16 protein-coding genes are annotated in these 14,446 nt (G+C 69.9%); all 16 read left to right on the top strand.

Translation table 11 applies throughout. The features are described 5' to 3' along the window. Positions 1-6 precede the first annotated feature (6 nt). The 16 genes from AC1DMQ_RS14345 (at position 7) to AC1DMQ_RS14420 (ending at position 14,417) form a co-directional block, all read left to right on the top strand. On the top strand, positions 7-1,398 hold the full coding sequence (locus tag AC1DMQ_RS14345) for an aspartate aminotransferase family protein (protein WP_477034231.1): 1,392 nt from the start codon (positions 7-9) through the stop codon (positions 1,396-1,398). A 7-nt stretch (positions 1,399-1,405) separates the two neighbouring features. Then, on the top strand, positions 1,406-2,314 hold the full coding sequence (locus AC1DMQ_RS14350) for an arginase family protein (protein WP_477034232.1): 909 nt from the start codon (positions 1,406-1,408) through the stop codon (positions 2,312-2,314). Next, positions 2,311-2,679: a DMT family transporter gene (locus AC1DMQ_RS14355; RefSeq protein ID WP_477034233.1), complete on the top strand. Its 369-nt coding sequence runs from the start codon at positions 2,311-2,313 to the stop codon at positions 2,677-2,679. Before AC1DMQ_RS14350 ends, AC1DMQ_RS14355 begins: the two co-directional genes overlap by 4 nt. Before the next feature lie 26 nt (positions 2,680-2,705). Beyond that, positions 2,706-3,626 (top strand): fatty acid desaturase family protein, encoded by a 921-nt coding sequence (locus AC1DMQ_RS14360; protein ID WP_477034234.1) that lies wholly within the window; start codon positions 2,706-2,708, stop codon positions 3,624-3,626. Beyond that, positions 3,623-4,459: an alpha/beta hydrolase gene (locus AC1DMQ_RS14365; protein WP_477034235.1), complete on the top strand. Its 837-nt coding sequence runs from the start codon at positions 3,623-3,625 to the stop codon at positions 4,457-4,459. Before AC1DMQ_RS14360 ends, AC1DMQ_RS14365 begins: the two co-directional genes overlap by 4 nt. Beyond that, complete coding sequence (locus tag AC1DMQ_RS14370) at positions 4,452-5,564, top strand: GNAT family N-acetyltransferase (protein ID WP_477034236.1); 1,113 nt, start codon at positions 4,452-4,454, stop codon at positions 5,562-5,564. Before AC1DMQ_RS14365 ends, AC1DMQ_RS14370 begins: the two co-directional genes overlap by 8 nt. Next, on the top strand, positions 5,561-5,977 hold the full coding sequence (locus tag AC1DMQ_RS14375) for a DMT family transporter (RefSeq protein ID WP_477034237.1): 417 nt from the start codon (positions 5,561-5,563) through the stop codon (positions 5,975-5,977). The genes AC1DMQ_RS14370 and AC1DMQ_RS14375 overlap by 4 nt, the downstream gene beginning before the upstream one ends. Continuing rightward, a complete protein-coding gene (locus AC1DMQ_RS14380; RefSeq protein WP_477034238.1) occupies positions 5,974-7,104 on the top strand; it encodes an ABC transporter permease in 1,131 nt (376 codons plus the stop codon). Before AC1DMQ_RS14375 ends, AC1DMQ_RS14380 begins: the two co-directional genes overlap by 4 nt. A gap of 8 nt (positions 7,105-7,112) precedes the next feature. Beyond that, positions 7,113-8,012, top strand: coding sequence for an HlyD family secretion protein (locus AC1DMQ_RS14385; RefSeq protein WP_477034239.1), 900 nt, complete (start codon positions 7,113-7,115; stop codon positions 8,010-8,012). Positions 8,013-8,149: 137 nt separating this feature from the next. Continuing rightward, on the top strand, positions 8,150-9,334 hold the full coding sequence (locus AC1DMQ_RS14390; RefSeq protein WP_477034240.1) for a TolC family protein: 1,185 nt from the start codon (positions 8,150-8,152) through the stop codon (positions 9,332-9,334). Continuing rightward, entirely contained in the window at positions 9,331-10,005 is a 675-nt protein-coding gene (locus AC1DMQ_RS14395) for an ABC transporter ATP-binding protein (protein ID WP_477034241.1), read from the top strand. Before AC1DMQ_RS14390 ends, AC1DMQ_RS14395 begins: the two co-directional genes overlap by 4 nt. A gap of 74 nt (positions 10,006-10,079) precedes the next feature. Next, the gene (locus AC1DMQ_RS14400; protein ID WP_477034242.1) at positions 10,080-10,367 is read left to right on the top strand and encodes a hypothetical protein; all 288 of its coding nucleotides are present in this window, start codon (positions 10,080-10,082) and stop codon (positions 10,365-10,367) included. Positions 10,368-10,429: 62 nt separating this feature from the next. After that, positions 10,430-11,662 carry a hypothetical protein gene (locus AC1DMQ_RS14405; RefSeq protein WP_477034243.1) on the top strand — a complete coding sequence of 411 codons (1,233 nt, stop codon included), beginning with the start codon at positions 10,430-10,432 and terminating at the stop codon, positions 11,660-11,662. Next, complete coding sequence (locus AC1DMQ_RS14410; protein WP_477034244.1) at positions 11,662-12,783, top strand: glycosyltransferase family 4 protein; 1,122 nt, start codon at positions 11,662-11,664, stop codon at positions 12,781-12,783. Before AC1DMQ_RS14405 ends, AC1DMQ_RS14410 begins: the two co-directional genes overlap by 1 nt. After that, entirely contained in the window at positions 12,780-14,036 is a 1,257-nt protein-coding gene (locus tag AC1DMQ_RS14415; protein ID WP_477034245.1) for a class I SAM-dependent methyltransferase, read from the top strand. Before AC1DMQ_RS14410 ends, AC1DMQ_RS14415 begins: the two co-directional genes overlap by 4 nt. A 72-nt stretch (positions 14,037-14,108) precedes the next feature. Continuing rightward, positions 14,109-14,417, top strand: coding sequence for a PepSY domain-containing protein (locus AC1DMQ_RS14420; protein ID WP_477034246.1), 309 nt, complete (start codon positions 14,109-14,111; stop codon positions 14,415-14,417). Positions 14,418-14,446: the final 29 nt, after the last annotated feature.

Here is a 14,446-nt window from a genome sequence, read left to right on the forward strand (position 1 = left end):
CCCCGAATGTATGACGCCGAACACACCGCCCTCGACGAGGCCGCCCTGCGCGAGCTGGAGGCCCAGTACTGCTCCTATGGCGACACCGTCCACTACCTGCCCGATCCCAAGTTCTTCGACGGCTGCGAGGGCTCGTTCATGTACGACGCCGAGGGCCGCCAGTTCCTCGACCTGCAGATGTGGTACTCGGCCGTCAATTTCGGCTACCGCAACCCGCGCCTGAACGCCGTCGCCCACCGCCAGCTCGACACCCTGCCGCAGGTGGCCAGCCAGTACCTGCACAGAGAGAAGGTGGAACTGGCGGCGATGATCGCCCAGGACGCCGAGAAGAAGTTCGGCCGCAAGGGCCGCGTCCACTTCAACGTCGGCGGCGCCCAGGCGGTCGAGGACTCGCTGAAGCTGGTCCGCAACGCCTCGGGCGGCAAGCAACTGATGTTCGCCTTCGAGGGCGGCTATCACGGCCGCACGCTGGGCGCCTCGGCGATCACCTCGTCCTACCGCTATCGTCGCCGCTTTGGCCACTTCAGCGACCGCGCCCAGTTCATCGAGTTCCCCTACCATTTCCGCGGCCCCAAGGGCATGAGCAAGGAAGAGTACGGCGAGGCCTGCGTGGCCAAGTTCGCCCGCCTGTTCGAGACCGAATATAACGGCGTGCTCGACACCAAGACCGGCCAGGCCGAGTACGCGGCCTTCTATATCGAGCCCATCCAAGGCACCGGCGGCTATGTGATCCCGCCGCCCAACTTCTTCATCGAGTTGAAGAAGGTCCTCGACCAGCACGGCATCCTGCTGGTGGTCGACGAGATCCAGATGGGCATGTGGCGGACGGGCAAGCTGTGGTCGATCGAGCATTTCGGCGTGCAGCCCGACGTGCTGGTGTTTGGCAAGGCCCTGACCAACGGCCTCAATCCGTTGTCGGGCGTCTGGGCCCGTGAAGAGCTGATCAACCCCGAGATCTTCCCGCCCGGCTCGACCCACTCGACCTTCAACTCCAACCCGATGGGCACGGCCGTGGCGCTCGAGACTCTGCGGATGACGCACGAGGTCGATTATGGCGCCCAGGTCATGGAGAAGGGCGCCTACTTCCTCGACGGCCTGAAGGACCTGCAGACGCGTTGGCCGCAGATCGGCGACGTCGACGGCCTGGGCCTGGCCCTGCGCGCCGAGATCTGTGAGGCCGACGGCTTCACCCCCAATAAGGCCCTGCTCAACCGCATGGAAGCCGAGGGGATGAAGGGCGACATCGAGATCGACGGCAAGCGCTATGGCCTGATCCTCGACGTCGGCGGCTACTACAAGAACGTCATCACGCTGGCGCCCTCGCTGGAGATCACCAAGGGCGAGATCGACCTAGCCCTGAAGCTGCTCGACGCCGTCTTGCGTCGCTGCGTCGACTGATCGTCCGATGCGCCCGGTGTTCCTCAGCCTCGACAGCGCCTTGGACACGCAACCGGTGTTGCGGGACCAGGGTGGGTTGACGGTCGAGGCCCAAGATCTGGGACCGGCGCTGCGCCTGTGGAGCCGGCCTGCCGCCCTGGCTTCCCTTACGGCCCGCCTGCGCGACCGCGCGCCGGCGGGCGGGGCTCCCGACCTGGTGTTCGCCGGCTCGGGCGACTTTCACCACGTCACGCCGCTGCTGATCGAGCGGGCGATCGCCGCATCCGGCGCCGGACCGGTGACGGTTGTCCATTTCGACAACCACCCCGACTGGGTTCGGTTCGACAACGGGCTGCACTGCGGGTCCTGGGTCGGGCGCGCCGCGCGGCTGGCGGGCGTGGCCAAGGTGATCACCGTGGGCGTCTGCAGCGGCGACATCGATCGCCCCGAGACCAAGCGGGCTGACTTGAGCCTCGTCGCCGAAGGGCGGGTCGAGCTCTATCCCTATCGCGCGCCGGGCGGCGGCCCGATCCTGCGGATCGGCGACCGCAGCTGGCCGTCGATGGAGGCGATGGGCCAGGACGGGTTTCTCAACCTGCTGGCCTCGCGGATCGAAACCGACGCCGTCTACGTCACGGTCGACAAGGACGTGCTCTGCGACGACGACGCCTTCACCAACTGGGACCAGGGCCGATTGAGCCTGGATGGGCTGGAGCGCCTGGTCCGGGCCGTGGCGGAGCGGGCGCGGGTGATCGGGGCCGATGTGGTCGGCGACTGGTCGCCGCCGCGCTACGGACCGGACCTGCTTTCGAACCTGCTGAAACGCGGCGAAGCCTTCCTCGATCAACCGCGCGGCGGCGTTCCGGGCGACCTGTCGCGCATCAACGAGGCGACCAACCTGCGCCTGCTCTCGCTGTTTGCGGAGCTCGCACGGTGAGTCCGACCCTGACCGCCTCCAGCGCCGGCCTGCTGGCTTTCTGCATCATCACCGAGATCGGCCGCGAGCTGAGCTTCAAGGCCGCCTCCGACGGGGCCGACGGCAAGCCCGCCTATCTGGCCGCCCTGGCGACCCAGCCGCTGCTGTGGGCCGGGATCGTCTTCTGGTTCGTCGAGATGGTCGCCTGGGTGGTGGTGCTGGAGACCACGCCGCTGGGGCTGGCTTTTCCGATCATGACCCTGACCTACGCCGGCGTGCCCCTGGCCGGCACGCTGATCCTCAAGGAGCGCCTCACCCCTATCCAGATCGCGGGCGCGGCCCTGGTCGCCGCCGGCGTCACCTGCGTGGGGCTGTCGGGACTGTGACCTCTTCGAACCCTGGAGCGAGCGCGATGACGCCGCGAGATTTCCGTCTTCCGAAGCGGGCCAAGGGCCTGATGGCCTGGACCGCCTGGGACCTGATTCCCGTCGCCGCGGCCGTGGCGCACATGGCCTTCGTGGTTTGGATCGTGGTCGGCTCGGCCAACCGTCCCTGGTGGGGCCAGTTGCTGTGCGGCTTCGGCTACGCCCTGGGGATCAGCTGGAACGTCAACGGCGTCTCGCACAACTTCCTGCACACGCCGTACTTCCGGTCCAAGGCCCTGAACCGTGCGTTCTCGCTGCTGGAGTCGGTGGCGATCGGCTTCTCCCAGACCTTCTACACCTGGGTCCACCTGCGCCATCACGAGGGCAACAGCGATCGGCCCGGCCCGGACGGCGAGACCCGCGACTGGCTGTCGATCTACCGCCACGGCAAGGGCGGCCAGCCCGAGAACGTCTGGTCCTATGTGTTTCTCGGCTTCTTCCGCGACAGCGGCGGCTCGGTCTACCAGGCCCTCAAAGCGCGAGGTCGCGACGCCGACGCCCGCTGGGGCCGCATCGAGATTGGCGCGGCGGCGGCCTTCGCGATCGGCATGGCGGTGATCGACTGGCGCGCGGTGCTGTTCCTGCTGCCGTTCTACTATCTGGGCGAATGCCTCTCGCAGCTGAACGGCTACTACGAGCACTTCAACGGCGATCCGGAGACGCCGATCGCCTGGGGCGTCTCCAGCTATGATCCGCTCTACAACGTCACCTGGTTCAACAACGGCCACCACGCCGAGCACCACTATCGCCCGGCCGTGCACTGGACGCGGCTACCGGCCCTGCGACGGGCATTGGTCGAGCAGCAGGCGGCCAAGGGCGTCCATGTCATTGGTCCCGCCCACGCTCTGGGCTTCCTGGCCCGCGCCAACCGCCGACCGCGTGGCGCTGAAAAGGCGGCGCGCTCGTGAGCGTCCAGCCCCTGCGACTGGCGGGCCGTTCGGGCCACGGCGTCATGCTGGTCCACGGCCTGACCGGTGCGCCGGCCGAGATGAAGCCCCTGGCCAAGCGCCTGGCGCGGCGGGGCTTCGAAGTTCATGCGCCGCTGCTGGCAGGTCACGGCGCCGACGAGGCGACCCTGCTGAAGACGACTTGGCGCGATTGGCGGGACGGGTTGGTCGAGGCCTATGATCGGTTCGCGGCCGACGTCGACACGGTGTCGGTGGCCGGGATCTGCGTGGGCGGGGCCCTGGGCCTGATGCTGGCCGCCGAACGGCCCAGCGTCCGCGCCGCGGCGGTCTATTCGATGACGTTCGAATACGACGGCTGGAACATGCCGCGCTTCGCCGTCGCCGCGCCGGTGATCCAGTTGGTCGCCAACCTGCCAGGGGTTCGCCAGTTGGCCTGGGCCGAGACCCACCCGTTCGGTCTCAAGGACGAGCGCCTGCGGAGTCTGGCCGAGCGGGCGCCGGGCGGACTGATCGAGGGCGCCATCGACCGCCTGCCGCTGGGCGCCCTCTACCAGATGTACCGGATGAGCCGGCGACTGGAGCGCATCGGCAAGACCATTCGGACGCCGACCCTGATCTTGCACGCCAGCGACGACGACATGAGCCACCCGCGCAACGCCTATCGCCTGGAGAAGGCGCTGGGCGGCCCCACGCGACTGCACCTGCTCGACGACAGCTACCACATGATCCATGTCGACCAGGAACGCGACCGCGTGGCGGCGCTGACGGCGGCCTTCTTCGGCGAGGACGCCCCATATGCCGTCGCGAGTCTCGAGATGAGGTCCCATGTTTGAGACCCGGGTCCTGACCACGCTGGACGACCTGCCGCGCGGCCAGTGGGACGCGTTGTTCGGCGGCGCTCTGGAAGGCTTCGACTACCTGCGCGCCATCGAGGGCGCGGGTCTCGCGGGCTTCGCCTGGCGCTATGTGCTGGTCCATCGCGACGGCCGGTTGGTCGGGGCGGCGCCGGCCTTCATCACCGACTATCGACTTGAGACCACCTTCGAGGGGACGGGCCGCCGGATCGCCGAACAGGTCCGCAACCTGGCCCCGGGCCTGATGACGCCCAAGCTGGCCTGCCTGGGCTCGCCCTGCACCGAGACCGCCACCGTAGGCTTGCCGCAGGACCTGCCGCAGAGCGACCGCCCCGCCGTCTTGGCGGCCCTTGTTCGGGCCTTCGAGCACGAGGCTGCGAGGGCAGGATGCGTCCTGACGGGGGTGAAGGACGTCGACCATGCCCAGGCCGAGCTCTGGTCGCGGGCTGCCGCCGCCGCCGGCTACAGCCCCGTGCCCGGCCAGCCGATCGCCGACCTGCCCATCGATTTCTCCGACCTCGAGGCTTATCTCGCCGGCCTCTCCAGCGGCGCGCGGCGCGACATGCGGCGCAAGCTGAGGTCGCGGTCCGCCGTGCGGGTGGAGTTGCGGTCTTCGCTCGGCGCCGATCTGCCCCGGGCCATGGCGCTCTACCACCAGACCCTGGCTCGCGCCTCGGCTCAGCTGGAGACCTTAACCCCGGCCTTCTTCACCGAGGTGGCGTCGCGCATGCCCGGCCGGGCGGTCTTCGCGCTGTACTACGCCGGCGACGACCTGCTGGCCTTCAACCTGCTGCTGGAGGACGGCGAGGTCCTGCTCGACAAGTTCTTCTGCATGGAGGCCGAGCGGGGCCGCGCCCATAATCTCTATTTCCTCAGCTGGTTCTACAATCTCGAGCGCTGCCTGGCGCGGGGCCTGAAGCTTTATCGCAGCGGCCAGGCCAATCTCGGCGACAAGGTGCGGCTGGGCAGCCGGTTGACCCCAGCGACCATGTATTTCCGCCATCGCAACGGCCTGCTGAACGGCGCCCTGCGCGCCCTGGCGCCGCTGGTCATGGGCGACCCGATGGAAGGGCTGGCCGCATGACCGCTGTCGCTCCCGCGCCCCGCCGCCGCCTCGCGCCCATGGTGCTGTTCGCCATCCTTCCGCTGCTGACCCTGGGCTATCAGATCGCGGCCAAGGCTTCGGCCGGTCATCTGGCCCACGTCCGCTTCGACGCCGACTGGCTGCTGGCCGCCATCCGTCTGCCGACGGTCCAGATCCTGCTGGCCTGCGAGGTGGCCAGCTTCGTCGCCTGGATGACGGTGTTGTCCGAGATGCCCCTGAGCGCGGCCTTCCCGCTGTCGGCGGCCAGCTATGTGCTGATCATCGCCGCCAGCGCGGTGGTTTTCCGCGAGCCCGTCGGTCTGCTGCAGATCGCGGGCAGCCTGGCCATACTGGTCGGCGTCTGGCTGATCGGGCGGGGAGGGCGCGAGACGCCTCCGGGGCCCGTCGCATGACCGGCATCGCGCTCAAGACCCTGCTGTTCGACTGGCGCCGGTTCGCGCCGGCCGCCGTGGCCGTCGGCTTTTCGGGACTGCTGGTGCTGCTGCAGGCCGGGCTGATCCTGGGCGTGTTCTCGCTGGCCAGCGTCTATGTCACCAAGTCCTCCGCCGATCTTTGGGTCGGGTTTCCGGGCGTGCAGAGCATCGACCTGGGCCGGCCGATCGGCGGGGCGACCGAGCTCTTCCTGCGCGCCGACCCGCGCATCGCCCAGGTCGAGCCCTTCTATTGGGGCTCGGGCGAGTGGCGCACCAGCCGTCACGGCATGGTCAATGTCTACATCGTCGGCCTGGATCCGACGCCCGGCGCCATGGTGCTGTCGGACGTCCTGCCGGCCGACCTGCGCATCGCCTTGGGAGAACCGGACGCGGTGCTGGTCGACCGCGCCGACCTCGGCAAGCTGGAGACCGGCGTCGGCGGCCTGGCCGAGATCAACGGCCGGCGGGTGCGGATCGTCGGGGTGACCGAGGGCTTGCGCGCTTTGGGCGGCGTCAATGTCATCGCCTCGGCCGCCACGGCCCGGCGCCTCGACCCCGCGATCGGCACGGGGGACGGCGCGGCCTATTTCACCGCCCGGCTGAACGATCCGCTGCAAGCCCGCGCCGTCGCCGCCGGCCTGCGCGAGGTGGGTCGTCAACGCGGCTTCGAGCCGATGACCAGCCAGACCTTCGCCGACCGCAGCGTCCGTTACTGGCTGGCCGAGTCCGGGGCGGGCGTGGCCTTCGTGTTCGGCAGCGCCGTGGCGATCCTGGTGGCGGTGATCGTTACCAGCCAGACCCTGGCCGCCGCTGTCGCCGCCTCGCTCAAGGACTACGCGGCCCTGCGCGCCCTGGGTTTCACCATCGGCGCCCTGCGCGCCATCGTCCTGGCCCAGACCGCCTGGATCGCCGCGGCGGGCGTGCTGTTGGCCGGCGCCTTGGCCGCGATCCTGGCGACGGTAGCGCGGCTGGGGGCTACGCCTCTGGTCATGACCGCGCCGATGGTCGCCGGCGCGATCGGCCTTGTGGCGCTCGTCGCTTTCGGCTCGGGCCTGTGGGCGCTGCGCCGTGTCGCGCGGGCCGACCCGGCCGCGCTGCTTTTGTGAGGTTGTCGATGATGCTCCGCCACGCGCCGAAGGGCCGCGTCCTGATCCTGCTGGCGACCGGCACCCTGCTGGCCGCCTGCCAGAAGGGGCCTGACGTCGCCGACGCCCAGAACCGTCCCGCGCCGGCGGCGGTGGCCCGAGGCGTGGTCGCCGTCGAGGGCGGTCTGATACCGGTCGCCGCACCCCGCGACGGCCTGATCGCCCAGGTCAATGTCGAGGAGGGCGCGCATGTCGATCGCGGCGGGGTGCTGGCTCGGCTAGACGTCGAGCGCAGCGCGTTGCTGGCGGCCCAGGCGGCGGCTGAGACCGCCCAGCAGGAAGCGGCCTGGCGCGGCGCTCAGGCGCGATCCTCGGCGGCGTCGTCCGAAGCCGCGCGTCTTACGCGACTGGCCTTGGCCGACGCGGCCACCCGGCGCGAAGCCGAACAGGCCAAACAAGCGGCGGCGGTGGCTGTCGCCCAGACCGACGAGGCGGCTCGCGCGGTCGACGTGGCGCGAGCGCGTCAGCGCCTGGCCGAGTTGGAACGGACCGTCCGCACGGTTCGCGCCCCGGCGTCGGGCCTGATCCTGCGCCGCACGGCGGCGGTGGGCGCGGCGGCGGTGGCCGCTTCGGGACCACCCCTGTTCATCCTGGCGCCCGACGGGCCCCGGATCGTCCGCGCCGAACTGGACGAGGCCTTCGTCGACCGGGTCAGGCCCGGCGCCGTCGCCTGGGTCACCGACGCCGCCGGCGGGGGGCGCGTGCTGAAGGCGCGGGTGCTCCGCATCTCGCCGTCCTTCGAGGCCGCGGCCCTGGACGACCAGCCCGGCGGCCGGGCCGATAGTCGGGTGCTGCGCCTGGTCCTGGCCTTCGACGAGCCCAACACCCTGCGCCTGGGCCAGCGCGTGTTGGCGAGGGTCGGCGGATGATCAGGCTTGCTCTCGCCGCCGTCCTAGCCGTGGCGCCCGCGATGGCGTCGACCGGGTTGCCGCGCTCCCCGACACCGGCGCCGGGCGTCGCGTCGCTCGCGGCGAATCCCTGGTCGCCGACCCTCGACGATCCCGTCTTGGCCGACCTGCTGGCCCGCGCGGAGCTGGGGTCCTTCAACATCCGCATGGGCCTCGCGCGGCTGGAGAAGGCGCGAGCCGATGTCGATCTGGCCCGGTCGGGCGGCAGGCCGCACCTGACGATCGGCGCCGAGGCCGCGATCGGCGGGGCCGACTTCTCGTCGAGCAGCGCCGGGGCCGGGGCGCCCGTGCTGGGCGGCTACGAGGTCGATCTCTTACATCGCTTGAAGCACGGCCAGGAGGCGGCCAAGTCGGACCAGGTCGCCGCCCTGCAGGACGTCGCCGCCGCCCGCCAACTGGTGCTGGCCGAGGTGGCTCGGACCTATGTCGGCCTGCGCGCCGATCAGGAGCATCGCGCGGCCGCCGAACTCCAGGCGAGCCTGGCGGGACAAATCGAGGACCTGATTCGCTGCAAGACGATGGAGGGCACGGCCCGTGAGGAGGAGCTGACGACGGCGCGGACGGCCCGGATGCGGGCCCGCGCCGAGCTCCGGCGCGCCGAGCACGCCGTCGAGGCAGGCCGGATGCGGCTGGGCCTATTGCTGGGACAGGACAAGCCCGTCGACGAGCCGGCCTATGCGGGCGACGAGATTCCGGCCACACCATCGATGACCACGATCCCGTCCGAAGCCGTCCAGGCGCGACCCGACATTCAGGCCGCGTTCGCCCGCCTGCAGGCCGCCGACGCCCTTAGGGCCGAGGCCGTCGCCGCGTCGCGCCCGCGCTTCATGCTGACCGCCGGCGTCGGGTCCGGCGACACCGACCTCCTCTATCTGCTGGACGTGCGGGCCCTGGCCTGGGCGGTCGCCGGCGGGCTGACCCACGAACTGCTGGACGGCGGCGCGGCCAAGGCTCGCAAACGCGGCGCCGAGGCCGAGGCGCAATTGGCCGAGCTGGCTTACCGAAAGACGGTTGGCGAGGCTTGGGGCCAGGCGCGGCTGAATCTGGCGGCCTTGCAGGACGCCGCCGCCGCCGAGGCCGTGGCCAAGGCCTCCTGGACCCAGGCCGTCCGGGCCTTCGGAACCGGCCAGACGCGGCACGATGACGGCGACATCGACGGCCTGACACTGGCCGCCCTGGAGGCCAGGGCCGCCGACGCCGACGTGGCCCTGACCAACGCCCAAGCCGCCCGCGCCCAGGCCTATGTCGACCTGCTGCTGGCCTTGGGCGGACGCGCGACGTGACCATTTCCCTGCGCGCCGAGGCGGTGCGGAAGCATTACGGCGAGGGCGCTCTGAGGATCGACGCCCTGCATCCGGTCAGCCTGAGCCTGCGGCCTGGCGAGCTGGTGATGATCACCGGTCCGTCCGGCTCGGGGAAGTCGACCCTGTTGGCGATCCTGTCAGGCCTGCTGAGGCCCGACGCGGGATCGGTCGAGGCCCTGGGCAGGGCACTGGTCCCGATGAGCGCCGACCAGCGCGACCGCTTTCGGCTGGCCCATTCCGGCTTCATCTTCCAGGGCTTTCACCTGCTGCCCGCCCTGACCGCCAGCGAGCAGGTGGAGATCGTGCTGCGGCGGCTGGGCGCTTCGGCGCGGGAGGCGCGGGCGCGGGCCGCCCAGGCCCTGGCGGCGGTGGGGCTGGAGCGAAGGATGTCCAACCGTCCGGGTGAGCTGTCAGGCGGCGAGAAGCAGCGCGTGGCCATCGCCCGAGCCCTGGCCAAGCGGCCGGCCCTGATCTTCGCCGACGAGCCGACCTCGGCCCTGGATTCCGAGAACGGGCGGCAGATCACGGCCCTGTTGCGCGCCGAGGCCCACGCCAGCGGCGCCACCGTGGTCTGCGTGACCCATGACGCCCGGCTGGCCGACCAGGCCGATCAGGTGCTTCGGATGGAAGACGGCCGGATGCTGGCGTAACCGGCGACCAAATCGGTGAGGGAGCGGCGAAGCCGCGGCGTCATTGGGCCAGACATCCATGGGAGCATCGCGCCATGACCGACGCCCTTTTCGCCCACCCCTTCCTGACCGACGACGATGTCGCCAACCTGATCTCCAGCAAGGCGGGCCTTGCTCGCTACGTCCTGCAGCGCCCGACCCGGATCTGCGATCTGGGCCTTCCGCTTGAGGCCTATATGGCGGTCCTGGTCGAGATCGAGGACCATTTTCACGTCGAGATCGACGACCTCGTCGGCGCCGACTGCACCACGCTCGGCGCGCTGATGGATCGCCTCAAGGCCCGCATTGGGTCGCCCGCGGGCCTGCCGCGCCGGGCGGCCTGAGCGCCCAGCCCTCCGGTCGAGAAATCGGTGAGGGGTTCGCCTGGGCATGGCGTCGTTGAGCCATGCGCATCGGCTTCCTCTTCAATCACGATCAGGTCCACCAAGTGGCGCACAGCCTGCCGATCGCCCTGGCCCTGGCGCGTGGCGGCCGCGATCTGGAGATCGTGGTCGCCACCACCAACCGGCGGCTGACCGCCGAGGTGATCCGGCTTGGAGGCGGCCTGATCGGCCACGGCGTCAGCCTGGTCGAGCTGAGTCTGACGCGGCGCTCTTCCAAGATTCTGGCCGCCACGACCGAGGCGCTGCTGCCGGCCACCAAGCTGCTGGTCTATGGCGACAACCTCGATTTCTTCCGGTCGCTCGACATCCTGGTCGTCGCCGAGAAGACCTCGCTGATCCTCAAGACCCGCCACGGCCTGCGTGATCTGAAGATCGTGCACACCCGCCACGGCGCCGGCGATCGGGCCATCGGTTTCGACAAGGCCAGCGCCGTCTTCGACCACGTGCTGGTTTCGGGCCGCAAGATCCGCGACCGGCTGATCCGCGAGACCGGCGTCGATCCAGACAAGATCTCGATCGTCGGCTATCCCAAGTTCGACCTGGCGCCGACCGGGGGGACGACCCACCCGCTGGTGGACGACGCCCGTTCGGTGGTGCTCTACAACCCCCACGTCTCGCCTCACCTGTCGTCCTGGTACGAGGCCGGCCGGCAGGTGCTGGACTGGTTCGTCGAGCACGACGACCACCATCTGATCTTCGCGCCCCACGTCATGCTGTTCGAACGTCCCTTCGTGGCGACGATCGACAAGCTGCGGCTGGACCGCGCCGGGCGGATCGAGGAGCGGTATCTGCGCGCGCCCAACATCCACATCGACCTGGGCAGCCGGGCCTCGACGACCATGGCCTACACACAGCGCGCCGACCTCTATCTCGGCGACGTCAGCAGCCAGGTCTACGAGTTCCTACGCAAGCCCCGGCCGTGCGTGTTCCTCAATAGCCACCGGTTTTCCTGGGCCGGCGATCCCAACTTCGGCCATTGGCGCGCCGGCCCGGTGATCGAGGACGTCGCCGATCTGGGCGAGGCGATGAGCCGGTCCCGCCGAGAGCATGAGACCGTCTGGCGGCCTGTGCAGGACGCGCTGTTTGACGAGAGCTTCGACCTGACCGACGAGCCGTCGGCGCAGCGCGCCGCGCGCGCCGTGGCCCGGTTCGCGGGATTGGGCTGGCCGGACCCTGTAGCACGCCCGACGGTCGAGGCGCGCGACAGGGCGCGGACCGGAACGGGAGCGGTCTGATGCGCATCTTTTATGTGATCAATTCGCTCGAGGGCGGAGGCGCGGCCTTGCCGATCCCGACCGTGGCCAAGGTGCTGGCCGAGCAGGGCGCGAGGGTCGAGATCCTGGCCCTGACGCGGCGCGACGGGCGAGCCCTGCCGCCGATGACGCGCCAAGGGCTCAAGGTCCACGTCCGTCCGGGCGGCGAAAAGGATCACGCCGCCGCCCTGGCCTGGCTGGACCGGATGGTCGCCGAGGAGCAGCCGGACCTGCTGTGGACCTCCCTGACACGGGCCACCTTGCTGGGCCAGATCGTCGGCCTGCGCCGCCGCGTGCCCGTCGTCAGCTGGCAGCACAACGCCTTTCTCAAGCCCGCCAATCGTCTGCTGCTGCGCGCGACCCAGGGACTGTCGAGCCTGTGGATTGGTGATTCCCACAGCGTCACCGCCCTGACCGCCGCGCGGCTGAAGGTCAAGGCCGACCGCCTGACCACCTGGCCGCTGTTCTCCGCCGACGCGGCCGCGCCACAGGCCAAACCCTGGCGGCCGGGCGAAACGCTTCGGCTGGGCGCGCTGGGGCGCCTGCATCCCGCCAAGGGCTACGACGTGCTGATCAAGGCGCTGACCCATATGCGGGCCAGCGGCTTTATCCCGCCCGCACCGTTCGAGGTCGAGATCGCGGGGGAGGGCGCGCAGCGAGAGCGGCTGCAGGCCATGATCCATCTGGCTGGCCTGGACAACGTCCGCCTCACCGGCTTCTGCGATACGCCGCGCGCGTTCCTGGCCGGGCTGCACCTTTATCTGCAGCCGTCACGCCGTGAGGGCCTGTGCATCGCGGTGCACGAGGCGATGCAGGCCGGTCTTCCGGTCCTGGTCACCGCCGTGGGCGAAATGCCTTACAGCGTGGTGGACGGGTTGATGGGACGGGTGGCGCCATCCTGCGACTACGAGGAGTTGGCCAAAGCCTTGAAATGCCTGCTGCGGGCGCCCGACAAACTGGCGACGATGGGTCAGGTCGCGCGGACGCGGGTGCTGGAACGGTTCGGCGAGGCGCGCTTCGCCGCCACGGGCGCGGAGATCTACGCCCGTCTGCCAGTGCGGCGAGAGGCTTTGGTCTCGGCGGTCGCGAGCCCGGCCTCGTGAGCCTGGCTGCCTGGGCGCTTCGCAAGGCCCTGACGCCGCTCGTCCGGCGCGACGCTCTGACTCTGGTCATGCCCTCCGGCCAACGCCTGAGGTTTGGCGACGGCGCGGGCCAGCCGATCGTCGCCCGCCTGACCGACGGCGCGGCCGTCTGGGCTTTGCTGCTCGATCCTGACCTGCGCACCGGCGAGCTCTTCACCGATGGCCGGCTGGTGATGGAGCAAGGGTCGATCTACGACTTCCTCAGTCTGATCCTCGACAACGACGGCGAGGAGAACCCGTCGCCGATCGTCCAGGCCTTCGACCGCTTTCGCACGGCCACCCAGCTCTGGCGCCAGCGCAACGATCCGGGTCGATCGCGCCGCAACGTCGCTCATCACTACGACCTCGGCGACGCCTTCTACGCCCTGTTCCTGGACCCGGACTGGCAATATTCCTGCGCCTATTTCGAACATCCGGGCCAGAGCCTGGCCGAGGCCCAACGGGCCAAGAAACGCCACATCGCCGCCAAGCTGCTGTTGGAGCAGGACCATCGCGTGCTGGACATCGGTTGTGGCTGGGGCGGGTTGGCGCTGTACCTCGCCGGAGTGGCCGGCGTCGCCGAGGTGTTGGGCGTCACCCTGTCCGAGGAACAGATCGTCCGCGCGCGGAGCCGGTCCCAAGCGGCCGGGCTGGCGGACCGGGCGCGGTTCGCCCTGACCGACTATCGGGCGGTCGAGGGCCGGTTTGACCGCATCGTCTCGGTGGGGATGTTCGAGCATGTGGGTCTCGGCGCCTACGAGACCTTCTTCAAAACCTGCCGCGAGCGTTTGGCCGACGACGGGGTGATGCTGCTGCACACCATCGGCTGCTCGGACGCGCCCAGCGTCACCAATCCCTGGATCACCCGCTACGTCTTCCCCGGCGGGCACCTGCCGTCGCTGTCGGATATTCTCAAGGCCGTGGAGCGCGCGGGGCTGGTCGTCGCCGATATCGAGGTGTTGCGCCTGCACTACGCCGAGACCCTGCGGGCCTGGCGCACAGCCTTCATGGCCCGCCGCGACGAGGCCGTGGCGATGTTCGACGAGCGCTTCTGCCGGATGTGGGAATATTACCTGGCTATGTCGGAGACGGCCTTCCGCTATGAGCAGGTCGTTGTGTTCCAATTGCAACTGGTCCGCCGGCAGGGGAGCGCGCCGGTGACCCGCGATTATCTCGCCGCCGCTGAGGCCGACCTGCGGGCGCGTGAAAACGCCATCTCGATTGGCGATCGGTAATCGCGCGGCCATCGTCCCAAAAGGTCGCGACGGGCAAGGTGTCGCCGGTGGGGCAGCCAACTGGAGAACACCATGAAACGCCTGATCATCGCCGTCGCCCTGATGGCCGCCACGCCCGTCGCCGTCCTGGCCGCGGCCAAGCCCTATACGGGCCACGAACTGGCCAAGTCGGCGCACATCACCATCGAACAGGCCCAGGTCATCGCCCTGAAGGCGCGGCCGGGCAAGGTCACCGACAAGGAACTGGAGAAGGAAGCCGGCGGCAGCGGCCTGCGCTACAGCTTCGACATCGTCGCCAGCGGCAAGACCTACGAGGTCGGGATCGACGCGGCCGACGGCAAGGTCCTGGAGAACGTGGCCGAGGGAAAGAACCCCGACTAGCGATTTCTTCTCCCGGCAAATCGAGGCAG

The organism is Caulobacter sp. 05L422, assembly GCF_056397765.1.